Annotated in this window: 15 protein-coding genes; 8 read left to right on the top strand and 7 right to left on the bottom strand. The window is 68.2% G+C overall.

What is annotated here, in order from left to right; translation table 11 throughout:
• Positions 1 to 170: 170 nt before the first annotated feature.
• A complete protein-coding gene (pdxY, locus tag AC3WL7_RS20945; protein ID WP_492752944.1) occupies positions 171 to 1,079 on the top strand; it encodes a pyridoxal kinase in 909 nt (302 codons plus the stop codon).
• A complete protein-coding gene (locus AC3WL7_RS20940) occupies positions 1,076 to 2,206 on the top strand; it encodes a prephenate dehydrogenase (protein ID WP_492752943.1) in 1,131 nt (376 codons plus the stop codon). The genes pdxY and AC3WL7_RS20940 overlap by 4 nt, the downstream gene beginning before the upstream one ends.
• A 205-nt stretch (positions 2,207 to 2,411) precedes the next feature.
• On the opposite strand, the gene AC3WL7_RS20935 is transcribed toward AC3WL7_RS20940, so the two are convergent.
• From AC3WL7_RS20935 to AC3WL7_RS20915, 5 genes are all read right to left on the bottom strand, one after another.
• The gene (locus AC3WL7_RS20935; RefSeq protein ID WP_079221563.1) at positions 2,412 to 2,606 is read right to left on the bottom strand and encodes a hypothetical protein; all 195 of its coding nucleotides are present in this window, start codon (positions 2,604 to 2,606) and stop codon (positions 2,412 to 2,414) included.
• A gap of 71 nt (positions 2,607 to 2,677) precedes the next feature.
• Positions 2,678 to 4,450: an ABC transporter transmembrane domain-containing protein gene (locus AC3WL7_RS20930; RefSeq protein WP_492752941.1), complete on the bottom strand. Its 1,773-nt coding sequence runs from the start codon at positions 4,448 to 4,450 to the stop codon at positions 2,678 to 2,680.
• Positions 4,443 to 5,039, bottom strand: a complete 597-nt coding sequence (locus AC3WL7_RS20925; RefSeq protein ID WP_313420941.1) for an IMPACT family protein — start codon at positions 5,037 to 5,039, stop codon at positions 4,443 to 4,445. Before AC3WL7_RS20925 ends, AC3WL7_RS20930 begins: the two co-directional genes overlap by 8 nt.
• A gap of 34 nt (positions 5,040 to 5,073) precedes the next feature.
• Positions 5,074 to 6,054 carry a hypothetical protein gene (locus AC3WL7_RS20920; RefSeq protein WP_492752939.1) on the bottom strand — a complete coding sequence of 327 codons (981 nt, stop codon included), beginning with the start codon at positions 6,052 to 6,054 and terminating at the stop codon, positions 5,074 to 5,076.
• Complete coding sequence (locus AC3WL7_RS20915; RefSeq protein WP_301554043.1) at positions 6,051 to 6,605, bottom strand: RNA polymerase sigma factor; 555 nt, start codon at positions 6,603 to 6,605, stop codon at positions 6,051 to 6,053. The genes AC3WL7_RS20920 and AC3WL7_RS20915 overlap by 4 nt, the downstream gene beginning before the upstream one ends.
• Before the next feature lie 263 nt (positions 6,606 to 6,868).
• Here AC3WL7_RS20915 and AC3WL7_RS20910 point away from each other — a divergent pair, with 263 nt between their 5' ends.
• Positions 6,869 to 9,658 carry an EAL domain-containing protein gene (locus AC3WL7_RS20910; protein WP_200734100.1) on the top strand — a complete coding sequence of 930 codons (2,790 nt, stop codon included), beginning with the start codon at positions 6,869 to 6,871 and terminating at the stop codon, positions 9,656 to 9,658.
• A 33-nt stretch (positions 9,659 to 9,691) separates the two neighbouring features.
• Here AC3WL7_RS20910 and AC3WL7_RS20905 read toward each other — a convergent pair whose 3' ends face one another.
• Complete coding sequence (locus AC3WL7_RS20905) at positions 9,692 to 10,285, bottom strand: LOG family protein (RefSeq protein WP_079221569.1); 594 nt, start codon at positions 10,283 to 10,285, stop codon at positions 9,692 to 9,694.
• A gap of 102 nt (positions 10,286 to 10,387) precedes the next feature.
• Positions 10,388 to 11,884, bottom strand: coding sequence for an aminotransferase class III-fold pyridoxal phosphate-dependent enzyme (locus AC3WL7_RS20900; protein ID WP_492752937.1), 1,497 nt, complete (start codon positions 11,882 to 11,884; stop codon positions 10,388 to 10,390).
• Positions 11,885 to 12,130: 246 nt separating this feature from the next.
• Here AC3WL7_RS20900 and queA point away from each other — a divergent pair, with 246 nt between their 5' ends.
• From queA to secF, 5 genes are all read left to right on the top strand, one after another.
• The gene (gene queA, locus AC3WL7_RS20895; RefSeq protein WP_492752946.1) at positions 12,131 to 13,162 is read left to right on the top strand and encodes a tRNA preQ1(34) S-adenosylmethionine ribosyltransferase-isomerase QueA; all 1,032 of its coding nucleotides are present in this window, start codon (positions 12,131 to 12,133) and stop codon (positions 13,160 to 13,162) included.
• 133 nt (positions 13,163 to 13,295) lie between these two features.
• On the top strand, positions 13,296 to 14,426 hold the full coding sequence (tgt, locus tag AC3WL7_RS20890; RefSeq protein ID WP_079221572.1) for a tRNA guanosine(34) transglycosylase Tgt: 1,131 nt from the start codon (positions 13,296 to 13,298) through the stop codon (positions 14,424 to 14,426).
• Between the two features lie 136 nt (positions 14,427 to 14,562).
• Entirely contained in the window at positions 14,563 to 14,907 is a 345-nt protein-coding gene (yajC, locus tag AC3WL7_RS20885; RefSeq protein ID WP_057498089.1) for a preprotein translocase subunit YajC, read from the top strand.
• Positions 14,908 to 14,968: 61 nt separating this feature from the next.
• Complete coding sequence (secD, locus tag AC3WL7_RS20880; RefSeq protein WP_492752934.1) at positions 14,969 to 16,825, top strand: protein translocase subunit SecD; 1,857 nt, start codon at positions 14,969 to 14,971, stop codon at positions 16,823 to 16,825.
• A 15-nt stretch (positions 16,826 to 16,840) separates the two neighbouring features.
• On the top strand, positions 16,841 to 17,821 hold the full coding sequence (gene secF / locus AC3WL7_RS20875; protein ID WP_492752932.1) for a protein translocase subunit SecF: 981 nt from the start codon (positions 16,841 to 16,843) through the stop codon (positions 17,819 to 17,821).
• The last annotated feature ends 223 nt before the right edge of the window (positions 17,822 to 18,044 follow it).

Genomic DNA, 18,044 nt, shown 5'->3' with positions numbered 1-18,044 from the left:
TGGCGCCATCGAGCCCCCATGGATGGGTTTACGGCGTGTCCTGACCACCCACACCGCCCCGCCATCCCACGGAATGCCGCTCTGGCTCTGGCTTTTGCAGTTGAAGTTGCATTGAGCAGGTGCAGGGCTGCAAGCCCTGCCGAAAACCCCCTTGGGCGTAGAATGCGGGCATGAGCGAATCTCTCGACAACCACCTGCTCCACGGCCGTCGCCAGCGCCCCGACGGTCCCTCGCCGATCGACGTCATCTCCGTCCAGTCGCAGCTCGTCTACGGCCATGCCGGCAACAGCGCCGCCGTGCCGCCCATGCGCGCCCTCGGCGTGCGCGTGGCGGAAATCCCGACCGTCCTGCTCAGCAATGCGCCGTTCTACGACACCACCCGCGGCCGCGTGCTGCCGGCCGACTGGTTCGCCGATCTGCTGCTCGGTACCCGCGAACGCGGCCTGCCGCAGCGCGCGAAGATGCTGGTCTCCGGCTACTTCGGCAGCGCCGCCAACGGTGCCGCCTTCGCCGACTGGCTGGACGGGATCCTGCCGGCCTGCCCGCAGCTGCGCTACTGCCTGGACCCGGTCATCGGTGACACCCACACCGGCCCCTATGTGGAACCCGGGCTGGAGACGATCTTCGCCGAGCGCCTGCTGCCGCACGCCTGGCTGGTCACGCCCAATGCGTTCGAACTCAACCGCCTCACGGGCATGCCCGCCCTGGCCGAAGCCGATGCCATCGCCGCTGCGCGCACGCTGCTGGCCCGTGGCCCGCAGTGGGTGATCGCGCACAGCGTGGGCGGCACCCCCGGCGAGCTGGTGACCCTGGCCGTCGGCCGCGACGAGACCTGGCGCTGGACCTCGCCGCTGCTGCCGGTGGATGTGGCTGGCACCGGTGATGTGCTGATGTCGCTGGTGGTGTCCTTCCTGCTGCGTGGCGAGTCGATGCAGCAGGCCATCTCGCGCGCCATCGCCGGCACCCATGCCGCGCTGGAAGCCACCCTGGCCAACGGCTTCGAGGAGTTCGACGTGATCGCTGCCGCGCCTGCCGCGCTGGCAGAGCCCGCGCGCTTCCACGCCGAACGCGTGGCATGAGCGATCTGCAGGCGCGTACGCCGCGCACGGTCGGCATCGTGGGCAGTGCCGGCGCCTATGGGCGCTGGCTGGCCCGGTTCTTCCAGGAGCACATGCAGCTGCAGGTGATCGGCCATGATCCGGCCGACCCGTCCTCGCACACGCCCGAACAGCTGCTGGCGCAGGCCGATGTGCTGGTGTTCTCGGGACCCATCCGGCATACCCCGGCGCTGATCGCCGGCTACGTGCAGCAGTCGGGCGGCCGCGAGCAGGGGCGCCTGTGGCTGGACGTGACCTCGGTGAAGGACGCCCCGGTGCAGGCGATGCTGGCCTCGCAGGCCGAAGTGGTCGGCCTGCATCCGATGACCGCGCCGCCGAAAGCACCGACCCTGAAAGGCCGGGTGATGGTGATCTGCGAGGCGCGCCTGCAGCACTGGCAGCCGTGGGTGGACAGCCTGTGCGCCGCCCTGCAGGCCGAGTGCGTGCGTGCCACCCCGCAGCACCACGACCAGATGATGGCGTTGGTGCAGGCGATGGTGCATGCCACGCACCTCGCGCAGGCCGGCGTGCTGCGTGAGTACCAGCCGCAGCTGGGCGACCTGGCGGCGATGATGCCGTACCGCTCGGCCTCGTTCGAACTGGATACGGCGATCATCTCGCGCATCCTCTCGTTGAACCCGGCCATCTACGAAGACATCCAGTTCGGCAACCCCCATGTGGCGCCGATGCTGGACCGGCTGGTCGGCCAGCTGCAGTCACTGCAGGCCCAGGTTGGGCAGGGCGACGATACGGCGCGTGGCTGGTTCCGCGAGCAGATGCTGGCCGCCAACCACGACGCCTTCGGCGAGCCCGCGCTGGCGGCGGGCAATTACACCTTCGAGCGCGTGGGCTACCTGCTGGCCGACCTGACCGAGCGCAATGCCTTGTCGGTGCACCTGCCGGAGGACCGGCCGGGTTCGCTGCGCGAGCTGCTGCATGTATTCGAGCAGCACAGCATCAGCCTGGCCTCGATCCATTCGTCGCGGACGCCGGGCGGCGAGGTCCATTTCCGTATCGGTTTCGTGGCGGGCAGCGATCCGCTGGCGATCGCGCGGGCGGCGGTGGAAGTCGACGCGAGTGGAATCGGCCGGGTGCTCGGCCAAGCCTAGTCATCCACAGGCGGTGTGGATGATTTCTGAGCAAACGTGTGGATAACTGTCGGCAGCCCTTGGCAGGCAAGGCTGTCAAGATGGTTGGTGAAAAATTGACCACGCAATTTTTCATGCCCGGGGGCGGAGCGTGTCGACCAAGGTCGACACCTACCAGAGCAGGGCGGTACGAAATCCGGTAGCGCCGGGCCATGCCCGGCGAACCTCAGATCGTCAGCCGCAGTTCGCCGCCACTGGTGGTGAACTCGCGGCCATTACGGACCAGGTGACGGCCGTCATCCAGTTCGTAGCGCGGCGTGGTTTCCCGGTCATTGCTGCTGCCGGCGGCATCGGGCTTGAACTCGATGATGATGTGGCTTTCGCCATTGCTGTCGACTGCGGGGAACTGACGGAACGACATCGTGCACCTCCTTCAGCGGAACCTTCGGTTTCGCCGCCAGCTTGGGCCGGCCGGTGTTAGCCGGCCGTCAATCAATCGACGAACTGCAGTCGCGCCAGCTCCGCATACAGTCCACCTTCAGCCAACAGCTCCGCATGCGTGCCTTCGGCGACGATGCGGCCCTGGTCCATGACCACGATGCGGTCGGCCTTCAGCACGGTCGCCAGGCGATGGGCGATGACCACGGTGGTGCGCCCGGCCATCAGCCGTTCCAGGGCCTGCTGCACGCTGTGCTCGCTCTGCGCGTCCAGTGCACTGGTGGCCTCGTCCAGCAGCAGGATGGGCGAATCCTTCAGCAGGGCGCGGGCGATCGCCACGCGCTGCTGCTGGCCGCCGGACAGGCGTGCACCGCGCTCGCCCAGCTCGCTGTCGTAGCCCTGCGGCAGGGCGCGCAGGAAGGTGTCGGCTTCAGCCGCTTGTGCCGCGGCTTCCACCTCGGCATCGCTGGCCTGCAGGCGGCCGTAGCGGATGTTGTCGCGTGCACTGGTGGCGAACAGGGTCGGCTGCTGCGGCACCAGCGCGAGCTGGGCACGCAGGTCGGCCGGATCGACCTGGCGCACATCATGGCCATCCACGCAGATGCGGCCGCTGGCCGGATCATGGAAGCGCAGCAGCAGCGACAGCACGGTGCTCTTGCCGGCCCCGGACGGGCCGACCAGGGCAACGGTCTCGCCCGGGCGCACGTTCAACGTGAAGTGATCCAGCGCCGGCTGGTCCGGGCGCTGCGGGTAATGGAACACCACGTCGTCGAACTGGATCTGCCCCTGCAGCGGCTGCGGCAACGCATGCGGCTGCACGGGCGCACGGATCTCGATGTCTTCCTGCAGCAGCTCACCGATGCGGCCCATGCCGCCGGCCGCGCGCTGCAGTTCGTTCCACACTTCGGCCAGCGCGCCCACCGAACCGCCACCGATCAGTGCATACAGCACGAACTGGCCCAAGGTACCGGCGCTCAGGCGGCCGTCGATGACATCGTGCGCGCCCAGCCAGAGCACGCCAACGATGGCGCCGAACACCAGCAGGATGGCGCTGGCGGTGACCAGCGACTGCGCGCCGATGCGGCGGCGCGCGGCCTTGATGGCATCGCCCAAGGCATGGTCGAAGCGACCGCGCTCATAGGGTTCGCGGGCATGGGCCTGCACGGTGCGTACTGCCCCCAGCGTTTCGCTGGCCAGGCTGTTGGCATCGGCGATGCGGTCCTGGCTGTTGCGGGCGACCACGCGCAGCTTGCGCGCGCCGATGATGATCGGCAGCACCGCCAGCGGGATGCCCAGCAGCGACCATGCGGCCAGCCGTGGGCTGGTGACGAACAGCATCGCCAGGCTGCCGACCACCGTCACGCTGCTGCGCAGGGCCACCGACATGGTCGAACCGACCACGCTGCGCAGCAGTTCGGTATCGGCGGTCAGGCGCGACACCAGTTCGCCGCTGCGGCTGCGGTCATGGAAGCCGGCGCCGAGCTGGATCAAGTGTGCGTACAGCTGGCTGCGCAGGTCGGCCACGACCTTTTCGCCCAGCAGCGACACGAAGTAGAAGCGTGCGGCCGTGCCCAGCGCCATTACCACGGCCACCACCATCAGCAGGGCGAACGCGCGGTTGATCTGGCCGCCGCTGCTGAAGCCGTGGTCGATCATCTGCTTGACCGCTGGCGGCAGGCTCAGTGTCGCTGCCGAGGAGACCGCCAGGGCCAGCAGCCAGGCGGTGAACAACCCGCTGTGGCGGCGCACGAACGGCCACAGCGTACGCAGGCTGCCCAGGCGGCGCAGCGGCGGGGTTGAAGCGGACGTCTCGTCCCTGTCAGTCATCCTGGTGGTCATCTTCTATGCGGATACGGTCACGGGTGGCGTCGCGCAGGCGGATTTTCAATGCGTCGACCTGGTCGGCGGGCAATTCCACCCGCAGGCGCACACCGTTGGCATCGAACTGTTCATCGCGCTTTTCGGCGGCAAAGCCGGGCAGGGCGGCGTGCAGGGTGCCCAGATCCTCGAAGCCGGCCAGCAGCTGCAGGCGCGCCATTGCTACCAGCGGCAGGCGCGGCGCGGTGCGCAGGCATTCGGCGGCGGTGCCGCCGTAGGCACGGACCAGGCCACCGGCGCCGAGCTTGATGCCGCCATACCAGCGGGTCACCACCACCACGACGCGGTCGAAGCCCTGGCCATCGATGGCGGCCAGGATTGGCCGCCCGGCGGTGCCTGCGGGCTCGCCATCATCGCTGGAACGGTAATCCTGGCCATGCCGGTAGGCCCAGCAGTTGTGGGTGGCATCGGCCACGGCCACCTGCTGCAGGAACGCCAGCGCACCGGCGCCGCTGTCGATGGGCGCGGCGTGGGCGGTGAAGCGGCTGTGCTTGACGTCCAGCGTATGGCTGACGGGCTGGGCGAGGATATCGGGCATTGCGACCATTCTACGGGGTCGCGGCGGGTCTGCCTCAGTCGTCCAGCAGCGGGCGCAGATCCTTTGGCAGGCGCGCTTCGGGATACGTCTGCAGGTAGCGCTCCAGGCTGGCACGGGCCAGATCGCGCTGGCCGTTGTCGCGGCGCTCGCGGATCTTCTGCAGCCACTGCCGGCGCGGCAGCTTGGCATCGGCTGCGACTTCCGAATGCACTGCATCGGCGCTGAGTGCGGCATCGCTGGAGCGGCGCAGCATCACGCCCGGCGCGCGGGTCGGCGCGGGCGCGGTATTGGCCTTGAAGGCGGTGGGTGCTGCACGGCGCTGGCTGCGGGCGGCGTCGGCGCTGGCCGCGGCTTCACCCTGGATCGCGTCCAGCTCGGCCGCAGCCGGGGCGGAATAGGCCACCGGTGCTGCGGGTGCCGCGGGCGCGGGCGGCGCCGGCGGTGCGGGTGCGAAGGCGGCCTCGGCAGCGGGTTCGGCTGGCAGGCTGCGCAGGGCGATGCGGGGCGCGGGTTCGGCCACCGCCGGGGCCGGGGCCGCCTGCGCCTCGGGCCTGCGGGCAACGGCGGGCTGCGCGGCCTGCTTGGCTGCAGCCTGCGGCGCGGGCAACGGCGGCGGCGGCGCAACCTCAGCCGCAGCGGACATGGGCTGCGGTGCCTGGGCATCGGCCGCAGCGGCGGCATCGGCGTCGGCGGCGGGCGCGGTGGCGATCTGTGCTTCCTGTGCTGGCAGCACCGACGGTTCCGGGCGCATCTGCCAGGCGATGCCGACGGCAAATACCATCGACGCGGCGATGCCGAACACGGCCGGCCAGCGCCGCTGCGGCCGGCGCGCGGTCGACGGCGGGGCGGTGCTGTCGGCGGCCGCCGCTGTGTCCGCGGCAGTCGTGGACACCGCTGCACGCGCGGCCGCCAGGATCGCCGCGTCCAGCGCAGCAGGCGGTGCCTGGTCGTGGCGGCGGCCGATCAGGCCGGCCAGCGCACGTTCTTCAGGCGACAGGGGATCGTCTCGATTCATGCCTTCAGTCCCGCACGCAGCTTGTCCATCGCATAGCGCAGCCGCGATTTCACTGTTTCCCGGCCGACGCCGGTGATCTGGCCGATCTCCTCCAGGCTCAGTTCCTGTTCCAGCCGCAACTGCAGCACTTCACGCTGCTCGGGCGGCAGGTCTTCCATCGCCAGCTGGATGCGCCGGCGCTGCTCGAATTCAGACAGTTCAGCTTCCGGGGTCTGCCCGTCTTCCAGCGCAGCCAGGCGCAGATCGGCGTCGGCCGGCGCGGCAGGGCGATGGCGGGCGGCACGCCAGTGGTCGTTCAGGCGGTTGTGCGCGATGCGGAACAACCACGTGCTGAATGCAGCATCGGGCTGCCAGCCGGCGCGGGCGCTGATCACCCGCTGCCAGACGTCCTGGAATATCTCTTCGGCCAGCGCGGTGTCGCGCAGTTGCCGCAGCAGGAAGCCGAACAGGCGCTTGCGATGGCGCGTATACAGGCTTTCGAACGCCTGCAGGTCGCCACCGGCCCAGGCCAGCATCAGCGCTTCATCGGTTGGCAGGGCGGTCGCTTCCACGGCATACAGGGTAAGGCCTGCAGGCGGTGGCGCATAGCCGTTGGCGGGGGCGGGGAGGGCGCAGTTCACGGCGGTTCGCGGGCGGGTGTCGACAGGAACAACGTGCCGGCGCACGAAACGGGGTTGGCGGGCTTCCATTCCCCCCCCGGTGCCGCGTTATGCTCGCCCGCTCAGGGGAGGCGACGCTGTAGCGGCGCCAAGAGAACGTCATTTTGTCCACGCAAGCCGACCGTGTGTCATCGCTGTCACCTCACGAGGCCGTCTTGAGCACGGCGCTGGTGCGCGCGCTGCATGCGCTGCTGCCGGACGCGGCGATCGTGCGGGTGGGGTGGAACGACCCGCAGCTGGGCCGCGGCCGGGACAGCTGGCCGCAGGGCGCCAGCGATGGCGAGCTCGACGGGGACGCGGGGATATGGGAGCACGCTGCCTGGGAGCACGATGGCGCACAGCTGTCGCTGCGGGTGCGCGGCGCGTCGCCTTCGGAAGCCTGGTGGGGGGTGTCGCGGCAGGCGATGGAGCTGGCCCTGCAGCGTGGCCGCCAGGCCGGACAGATCCGTGCCCTGGAACAGGCTGAACGGCTTCAGCAGGCGCTGTTCCAGATTGCCGACCTGGCCGGTGCCGACCTGGAGATGGGCGAGATGCTGCGCCACGTGCACGGCGTGCTTGGCTCGCTGATGTACGCGGAGAACTGCTACATCGTCGAGTACGACGATGTGCGCGACCAGATGCGCTTCCTGTATTTCGCCGACCAGGTGGATGACTTCGTGGCCGACCCCACGATCAGCTACGACGCCGGGCAGATGCCGCGCAGCCTGACCGTGGCCCTGCTGCGGCATGGCAAGCCGCTCAGTGGCCCGTCGCGCGAACTGCTGGCCGATGCCGAGGAAGAGCATGACCCCGAGCGCGGCCCGGAAAGCCTGGACTGGCTGGGCGTGCCGATGCTGCGCGATGGCCGCGTGTGCGGCGCCATCGTGGTGCAGAGTTACGAACAGGCTGCGCTGTATGGCGAAGCCGAGCGCGCGCTGCTGGGCTTCGTTGCCCAGCACGTGCAGACCGCGATGGACCGGCGCCAGGCACAGGTGCGGCTGGAACAGCAGGTGGAGCGACGCACGCTGGAGCTGCAGCGTGCCAACCGCAGCCTGCAGGACGAAGTGGCCGAGCGCCGTCGTGGCGAACAGCTGCAGACCGCGCTCTACAACATCGCCGAGATGGCCATGTCGGCCGACAGCCTGGCCCAGTTCTATGGGCAGGTGCATGGCGTGGTGGGCCGGCTGCTGGACGCGCGCAACTTCTACATCGCCCTGGTCAATGCGCGAAGTGACGGCCTGGATTTCGTCTACTCGGTGGATGAGCACAACAGCTCACGCGCGCCGCGCGCCTTCAGCCGCGGCCTGACCGAATACGTGGTGCGCCACCGGCGCCCGCTGCTGGCATCGCGTGCGCAGATCGACGCGCTGCTGGCCACCGGCGAAGTGCGCGAATCCGGTGCGCGTTCGCACTGCTGGCTGGGCGTGCCGCTGCTGCGCGATGACGAGGTGGTCGGCGCGATCGTGGTGCAGAGCTACACCGACCAGATCGCCTTCAGCGTGCACGACCAGCGGCTGCTGACCTTCGTGGCACAGAACATCGGTACCGGCCTGGCCCGCCAGCGCGACCAGCAGCGGCTGCGTTCGGCGCATGCCGAGCTGGAAAAACGCGTGGAAGAACGCACCCGCGAACTGGCTGAAGTGAATGACAAGCTGCTGGGCCAGATTGCCGAGCGGCTGCGCGCCGAGCAGCGCCTGACCCACCAGGCCATGCACGATGCGCTGACCGGGCTGCCCAACCGCCTGCACCTTCTGGACCGCCTGCAGGATGCGCTGGCGCTGGCACGCCGCGAAGGCGGGCCGGTGTTCGCGATGCTGTTCCTGGACCTGGACCGCTTCAAGCTGGTCAACGACAGCATCGGCCACGCCGCTGGCGACCGCATGCTGGTGGAGGTGGCCAAGCGCATCGTGTCCATGGCCGGCGACGGCGACGTGGTGGCACGGCTGGGCGGCGATGAATTCGCCGTGCTGCTGCAGTGCCCGCAGGGCCTGGCCCAGGCGCTGGATTTCGGCCAGCGCCTGCTGCTGGCCCTGCAGGAATCGATGTGGATCGCCGGGCGCGAACTGTTCCCCTCCGGCAGCCTCGGCATCGCCCTGTGGAATCCGCATTACCGCACCGGCGAAGAACTGCTGCGCGATGCCGATGCGGCGATGTACCGGGCCAAGGCGCAGGGCCATGACCGCTGCGCGATCTTCGATGAGGACATGCGCGAGCAGGCGATGCGCAGCCTGGACCTGGAGGCGGACCTGCGGCGGGCGATCAACAACCGCGATTTCGTGCCGTTCTACCAGCCCATCGTGCGCCTGTCCGATGGCGAGGTGGTGGGCCACGAGGCGCTGCTGCGCTGGCAGCACGAGCGCCGCGGCCTGCTGCTGCCCGGCGCCTTCCTGGAGCTGGGCGAGGAAAGCGGCCTGATCGAGCAGGTCGACTGGCTCATCTACGAGCAGGTCATCGCCGGCCTGGCCGACGGTGGGCGTGGCTATGTCTCGGTGAACGTGTCACCGCGGCACTTCCGTTCGGCCGATTTCAGTGCGCGCCTGTTCGGCCTGCTGGAAGCCAATGATGCCGATCCGCAGCGGCTGCGCCTGGAGATCACCGAGGTGGCGTTGCTGGACGACGGCCCGCACACGCTGCGCATCCTCAAGGGGCTGCGCGAGCGGGGCATCCAGGTGCAACTGGATGATTTCGGGACCGGCTTCTCGGCGCTGTCCTACCTGCACCGGTTCCCGATCAGCACGCTGAAGATCGACCAGAGCTTCATCGCCGGCCTGCACGGGCCGGAGGCACAGAGCACGCGCGCGCTGGTGGAAGGCGTGCTGTCGCTGGCGCGCACGCTGGGCATCGAGACCATCGGCGAGGGCATCGAGACCGAGGCCCAGCGGCAGAGCCTGTTCGAGCTGGGCTGTGACTACGGCCAGGGCTACCTGCTGGGGCGGCCGGCACCGTGGACGCGCGCGGTGGCCTGAACCACCGCGCAGGTCAGGCACGCTGGGCCACGCTCAACGCAGCGCGGCGCGTCGCTTCTCGTCGATCCACTTCGAGGCCTGGGCCGGCTCGTAGGCCTGCATCCAGGCCAGCATTTCATCGATGTCCGAGCCGTACCACAGGTCCTGGCGCTGTTCCGGGTGCAGGAAGCGCTCTTCCACCATGCGGTCGATCATGCCGATCAGCGGGGCATAGAAGCCGTCCACGTCCAGGAAGGCGCAGGGCTTGTTGCCGATGCCGAGCTGGCGCCAGGTGAGCATCTCGAAGATCTCTTCCATGGTGCCGAAGCCGCCGGGCAGGGCGACGAAGCCGTCGGACAGGTCGAACATGCGCGACTTGCGCTCATGCATCGAGCCGACGATTTCCAGTTCGGTCAGGCCACGGTGGGCCACTTCCCAGTCGGCCAGCTGGCGCGGGATCACGCCGGTTACTTCACCGCCGGCGGCCAGTACGGCGTTGGCGACGGTGCCCATCAGGCCGACGTTGCCGCCGCCGTAGACCAGGCGCATGCCATCGCGGGCGATGCGGTCGCCCAGCGCCATGGCGCGTTCGGTGTAGACCGGCTTGCTGCCAGCGTTGGAGCCACAGTAGACGCAGAGGGACTTCATGGGGGATTCCTGTCTCTTGGTGCGGAAACGAAAACGCCCCGCCGGCAACCGGGTCAGCGGTCGCGGGCGGGGTGTTGGTCGATTATGACGCGTTGGCGCGGATTACGCGGCGGCGGCCTGCTCGCGGCGCGGGCCTTCACGCAGGGCGCGGCCGACCAGGCCCACCAGCAGGTCCAGCTCGTCGCTGTCCATGCCGAAGTGCGGGGTGAAGCGCAGCGAGTTCTCGCCACCGTGGATCACGTTGATGCCGTGCTGGCGCAGCCATTCCTCGGTGGAGCCGGCGCCATAGCACTTGAACTGCGGGGCCAGCTCGCAGGAGAACAGCAGGCCGGTGCCCTGCACCTTGGTGATCAGCCCGCCCAGCTCGCTCTTCAGCTGTTCCAGCTTGCGCACGGCCTCGGCACCGCGCTCGGCGATGTTGGCGCGCACCTGCGGGGTGAGCTGGGCCAGGGTGGCGCAGGCCACGTCCAGCGCACGCGGGTTGCTGGTCATGGTGTTGCCGTAGATGCCCTTGCGGTACAGCTGGGCGGCATGCTCGGTCACCGCCAGCACCGACAGCGGGTACTGGGCAGCGTTGAGCGCCTTGGAGTAGGTTTCCATGTCCGGCGGATCCAGGCCTTCGAAGCCCGGGTAATCCACCACCGACAGCACGCCATGGGCGCGAAGGCCGGCCTGGATCGAATCGAGCAGCAGCAGGCTGCCATGGGCGCGGGTCAGCTCGCGTGCCACCGCATAGAACGCCGGCGGGACCGAACGGCCCGGGTCGCCTTCACCCATCACCGGTTCCAGGAACACCGCTTCGATGAACCACTGGTTGCGCTCGGCATCCTCGAACACCTTGCGCAGGCCGGCCTCGTCGTACGGGGCGACCGTAATGACCGAATCCTCGCCACGGTAGCTGGCCAGGTGCTGCTGGTAGCTCTTGCGGCTGGAATCGGAATACAGCGCCGGGCGGTCGGTGCGGCCATGGAAGCTGCCCTTGATGACCACGCGCTTGATGGCGGCACCGGCATGGCGCGCACCCGGGTCGGTCTGCAGCTTGGCGTTGACGTCGGCGATGCGCGCGGCCAGGCCGACCGCTTCCGAGCCCGAGTTCAGGCACATGAAGCGGGCAAACGGGCAGCCGCCGCGGCGGTGGCCGATCTCCGCGCGCAGGGCGGCGATGAAGCGCTGCTGCGACAGGCTGGGGGTCATGATGTTGGCCATCACCTGCGGGCGCGACATCGCTTCGAGCACCGCATCAGGGGTGTGGCCGAAGCCGAGCATGCCGTAGCCGCCCGCGTCGTACAGCACCGCGCCCTTCAGGGTGACCACCCACGGGCCGCGCGCGGCCAGCGCCACGTACGGGGTCACCGCGTCGTCGGCATAGAAATTGACGAAGCCGTCCTGCATCGCGTCGATCTGCGCCTGCTCGTCCTGCGCCAGCAGCGGCCCCAGCTCCTGCTGCACGCGCCCGAACTCGTCGGCGGCCGCTTCCACGGCGGCAACCAGCTGCGGGTGGCGGGCCGACAGCGCGACCAGGGTGGCGTCGTCCAGGCCGGTGGTGATGCGGTTGCCGGGCTGGGCGCGGAGGGGGGCGAGGCGTTCGATGAAGCTCATTGCAGATCTCCTGAAACAATGGGTCGCACGGGCCTTCAAAAGCAAAACGCGCGTCATCACGCGCGCTTGGGGCGGACTCGTGCTGCGGACTTCCTTTCCGATGCTAGCACTAGTTTTTTTGCGCGATAACCCCGCAGAAACCTGCTGCATAGCAGCATATTGCCCGACGTTCGCCACGAAGCACGCCTGCTCGCAGGCGCTGGACGTACAATGCGCGCCAATGTCGACCTGTTGCCGATCACTGCCTTGAAGAAGTCCGATTTCCACTACGACCTGCCGGCCGAACTGATCGCCCAGGCGCCGCTGGCCGAGCGTTCGGCCAGCCGCCTGATGCTGGTGCCGCCGGCGCCCGCCGCCTTCAACGACGTGCAGGTGCGCGACCTGCCGTCGCTGCTGCAGCCGGGCGACCTGATGGTGTTCAACGACACCCGGGTGATCCCGGCGCGGTTGTTCGGGCAGAAGGCCAGTGGCGGCCGCGTGGAGATCCTGATCGAGCGCCTGCTGGGCGGCCAGCAGGCGCGTGCCCAGGTGGGCGCCAGCAAGTCGCCCAAGGCCGGCAGCCGCATCGCCCTGGATGCCGGCGGCGAGGCCGAGGTGCTGGGCCGCGACGGCGAGTTCTACGTCCTGCAGTTCCACGTGCCCGAATCGCTGGAGCAGTGGCTGCTGCATGCCGGTCGCCTGCCGCTGCCGCCGTACATCCAGCGCGAACCGGGCATGGACGACCGCGAGCGCTACCAGACCGTGTTCGCCCGCGAAGTGGGCGCGGTGGCCGCGCCGACCGCCGGCCTGCATTTCGACGAGCCGCTGCTGGCGGCCCTGAAGGCCAAGGGCGTGGACTTCGGCCACGTCACCCTGCACGTGGGCGCAGGCACCTTCCAGCCGGTGCGCGCCGATGACCTGAAGGACCACGTGATGCACCGCGAGTGGCTGAACGTGGGCGCTGAACTGGTGCAGCAGGTGCGGCGCACCCGCGAGGCTGGCGGCCGGGTGATCGGCGTGGGCACCACCGTGGTGCGCGCGCTGGAAAGCGCGATGCGCGAGGGTGAACTGCTGCCGTTCGCCGGCGAGACGCAGATCTTCATCACCCCCGGCTACCGCATCCGCAGCGTGGACGCGATGGTGACCAACTTCCACCTGCCGGAAAGCACGCTGCTGATGATGATTTCCGCGTTTGCCGGCAAGGATCGCGTGTTCGAGGCCTACCAGCACGCGATCGAACAGCGCTACCGGTTCTTCAGCTACGGCGACGCGATGCTGCTGTTCCCGCAGGCGGGGTAGGGGGGCTGGCCTCTGCCTGATTGTGGTGGGTGCGCACCCTTGGTGCGCACTTCAGGGACATGCCCGGCGCTACCGGAGCAGGGACGGCGGTTTTGGGAGACAATAGGCGACTATTTGCCTGAACGACCGCTCCATGTCCCGATTGCAGTTCCAGCTCCAGACCCGCGACGGCCGTGCCCGCCGTGGCCGCCTGACCTTCCCGCGTGGCACGGTGGAAACGCCGGCCTTCATGCCGGTGGGAACCTATGGCTCGGTCAAGGGCATCCTGCCGGACCAGGTGCGCGCGCTGGGCGCCGAGATCATCCTCGGCAACACCTTCCATCTGTACCTGCGGCCGGGCCTGGACATCATCGCCGACCACGGCGGCCTGCACGGCTTCTGCCAGTGGGATGGCCCGATCCTGACCGATTCCGGCGGCTTCCAGGTGTTCTCGCTGGCGCACCGCCGCAAGATCACCGAGCAGGGCGTGACCTTTGCGTCGCCCACCGACGGCGCCCGCGTGTTCCTGGGCCCGGAAGAGAGCATGAAGATCCAGAAGGTGCTCGATTCGGACGTGGTGATGATCTTCGACGAGTGCACCCCGTACCCGGCCACCGAGGACGTCGCCCGCCGTTCGATGGAGCTGAGCCTGCGCTGGGCCCAGCGCAGCCGCAACGCGCATGACGAGCTGGGCAATGACGCGGCGCTGTTCGGCATCGTCCAGGGCGGCGTGCACACCGACCTGCGCAGCCGCTCGGCCGAGGCCCTGCAGGCGATCGGCTTCGACGGCTATGCCATCGGTGGCCTGGCCGTGGGCGAACCGGAGCACGAGCGCAACGCCATGCTCGACCACCTGGACCCGGAGCTGCCGGGCGACCGCCCGCGCTACCTGATGGGCGTGGGCCGGCCGGAAGACCTGGTCGAGGGTGTCGCCCGTGGCGTGGACATGTTCGACTGCGTGATGCCCACCCGCAATGCCCGCAACGGCCACTATTTCACCTCGTTCGGCACCGTACGCATCCGCAACTCGCAGTATGCGCGCGACATGGACCCGATCGAGCCGGGCTGCGGCTGCGTGGCCTGCAGCGGCGGCTACACCCGCTCGTACCTGCGCCACCTGGACCGCTGCAACGAGATGCTGGCGCCGATGCTGGGCACCCTGCACAACCTGTTCTACTACGAAAAACTGATGGCCGACATCCGCGCGGCCATCGAGGCGGGAACCTTCCAGGCCTTCCGCGAGTCCTTCTATGCAGCACGCGGGGCGGTTGCGCCGCCCCTGTAACCCCGCAGCACCCCTGCCGAACGGCCCAAGGACGAACGTCCGGGGCCGTGGCATACTTCAAGGCTGACCCAGATCCGCGGTCGACACCCTGCGCCCGTCAAACGGGCCTGAGCGCCGCCCAACCTAAGGACCAACGATGAACCTGCTTGCTTTCCTGATTCCCGCCGCCCACGCCCAGGCCGCCGGCGGCCAACCGCAGGGCATGGGCCTGACCACCCTGCTGTTCCCGATCATCCTGATCGCCATCATGTACTTCCTGATGATCCGCCCGCAGATGAAGCGGCAGAAGGAACACAAGGCCATGCTGGAGAAGATCAAGCGTGGCGACGAAGTGCTGACCAACGGCGGCATCGCCGGCGTGGTTACCGACATCGGCGACAACTTCATCACCATCGAAGTGGCTGACAACGTGCGCATCCGCGTGCAGAAGGGCGCTGTCGGCAACGTGCTGCCGGCCGGTACCCTGAAGTCGGCCCAGTAAGCCACTCCCTTTCCGATGCACAACCGCGGCGCCGGGGATGGCGCCGCGCGGGACCCAAGCAATGCTCGAATTTCCACGCTGGAAGTACGTCGTCATCCTGATCGTACTGGCGCTCAGTACCCTGTATGCGCTGCCCAACATCTACCAGAAGGACCCGGCCGTCCAGATCACCGCCAACCGTGGCGGAGTGGTCGACGACGCGCTGCGCGACCGTGTGCTGGCCGACCTGAAGAAGGCTGGTATCACCACGATCGGCGCCGAGAAGGAAGGGGAAAGCCTGATCGTCCGCCTGCCGGACCTGAAGGCCCAGTCCGCTGCCAGCGACGCGCTGCGTGACACCGTCGGCGAGAGCTACACGGTGGCCCTGAACCTGGCCTCGACCGTGCCGGACTGGCTGGCCAAGCTGGGCGGCCGCCCGATGGTGCTGGGCCTGGACCTGCAGGGCGGCGTGCACTTCGTGCTGCAGGTCGACCAGAAGGCAGCCCTGGACAAGCGCCTGGACGCCTACACCGAAGACGTGCGCAGCACCCTGCGCGACGCGCGCATTGCGTACCAGTCGGTCGAGCGTCGCGCCGACAACACCATCGTGGTCAACCTGAGCCCGTCGGCCGGTGACGATGCCGCCGCCAACGCCCGCGCGGCGCTGGTCAAGTCGCAGCCGACCCTGGGTTACGACGTCAGCGGCAGCCGCATCACGGTGACCATCCCGGACACCGAGATCTCGCAGATCGCCAACGGCGCCATCGAGCAGAACATCAACACCCTGCGCAACCGCGTGAACCAGCTGGGCGTGGCCGAGCCGATCATCCAGCGCCAGGGTGCCGACCGCGTGGTCGTGCAGCTGCCGGGCGTGCAGGACACTGCCGAAGCCAAGCGCATGATCGGTGCCACCGCCACCCTGGAATACCGTGCGGTGGTCGAAGGCAACGCGCAGGACGCCATCGCCTCCGGCCGCATCCCGCCGGAAGCCAAGGTCTACCAGCAGCGTGATGGCCGTGGCCCGATCCTGCTGAACAAGCGCGTGATCGTCACCGGCGACCAGATGGTCGGCGCACAGGCGGTCACCGATACCAACAGTGGTGCCCCGGCGGTCAGCGTTACGCTGAACAACGTCGGCGGCCAGCGCATGTTCGACTTCACCAGCGCCAACGTGAACAAGCCGATGGCCGTGGTGTACACCGAGCGCGTGCCGACCGTGACCGTTGTTGACGGCCAGGAAGTGCGTGGCTTCAAGGTCAACGAGGAAGTGATCTCGGTGGCCAACATCAATGGCGTGTTCGGCAAGAACTTCCAGACCACCGGCCTGCAGAAGAAGGAAGCCGAGGACCTGGCCAAGCTGCTGAAGTCCGGCTCGCTGGCCGCGCCGATGGACTTCGTCGAAGAGCGCGTGGTCGGCCCGAGCCTGGGTGCGGAGAACGTCAAGAACGGTATCACCGCGGTGGTCTACGCGTTCCTGTTCACCCTGGTGTTCTTCACCATCTACTACCGCATGTTCGGCCTGATCACCTCGCTGGCGATGCTGTTCAACCTGCTGATCGTGGTGGCGGTGATGTCGCTGTTCGGCGCGACGATGACCCTGCCTGGCTTCGCCGGCCTGGCGTTGTCGGTCGGTCTGTCGGTGGACGCCAACGTGCTGATCAACGAGCGTATCCGTGAAGAGCTGCGTGCCGGCGTGCCGGGCAAGACCGCGATCGTGACCGGTTACGAACGTGCTTCGGGCACGATTCTTGACGCCAACCTGACCGGCCTGATCGTCGGTGTGGCCCTGTTCGCCTTCGGCACGGGTCCGCTGAAGGGCTTCGCCCTGACCATGATCATCGGTATTTTCGCCTCGATGTTCACTGCGATCACCGTGTCGCGCGCCCTGGCGACGCTGATCTATGGCCGTCGCAAGAAGCTCCAGAACGTGGCCATCTGACGGGACGACACGCACATGAAAATTTTTCCGCTGCACATCCTCCCGAACGATACCCAGATCGACTTCATGCGCTGGCGCCATGTCGCGATGGTCGTCACGATCATCGTGTTCCTGGCATCGATCGGCATCATCGGCTTCAAGGGCTTCAACTACGCCCTGGACTTCACCGGCGGCACCCTGATCGAAGCCCGCTTCGATCACGCGGTGGACGTCGAGCAGGTCCGTACCAAGCTCGAGGACAATGGTTTTGAAGGCGCCCAGGTGCAGAGCGTCGGTGGCAACACCGACCTGCTGATCCGCCTGGCCCCGCACGGTGAGCACGCCCCGGGTACCGGTGCGGCCGCCGCCGAGGACAAGGCCACCGCTGCGGCGGTGGTCAAGGCGCTGTCCACCGCCGACAACCAGGCCACCGTGCTGCGCAACGCGTTCGTTGGCCCGCAGATCGGCAAGGACCTGGCGATGAACGGTCTGTACGCCACCATCTTCATGCTGGCCGGCTTCCTGATCTACATCGCGGTGCGCTTCGAATGGAAGTTCGCGGTCACCGCCAGCATCGTGGCGATGTTCGACCTGATCGTGACGGTGGCTTACGTGTCCCTGCTGGGCCGTGAGTTCGACCTGACCGTGCTGGCCGGCCTGCTGTCGGTGATGGGCTTTGCGATCAACGACATCATCGTGGTCTTCGACCGCGTGCGCGAAAACTTCCGCAGCCTGCGTGCCGAGCCGATGGAAGTGCTGAACCGTTCGATCAACCAGACGCTGTCGCGTACGGTGATCACCGCGGTGATGTTCTTCCTGTCCGCGCTGGCCCTGTACCTGTACGGTGGCAGCTCGATGGAAGGCCTGGCCGAGACGCACATGATCGGTGCGGTGATCGTGGTGCTGTCCTCGATCCTGGTGGCGGTGCCGATGCTGACCATTGGTGCGCTGCGCGTGACCAAGCAGGACCTGCTGCCGAAGGCGAAGGACGTCGAGGCGCTGGCCCGTCGCCCGTAAGCACCCCCGCTGCACGCAGTACACAGAGAACCCCGCGCAAGCGGGGTTTTTTGTTGCAGGGCTGCGCCCTGCACCTGCTCCAATGCAACGGCAACGTCAAAAGCCTGCATTCCGTGGGATGGCGGGGCACTGTGGGTTCGCGGGGGCGCCGTAAACCCATCCATGGGGGCTTGGTCGCCGCATCCATGCGGCTCACACCCCGCAAACCCACAGTGCCCCGCCT

The sequence above is a fragment of the Stenotrophomonas sp. FW305-3-2-15-E-LB1 genome (assembly GCF_058787375.1).
Note: the sequence above shows the minus strand (reverse complement) of the source record. Positions and strands in the feature narration are given on the sequence as shown.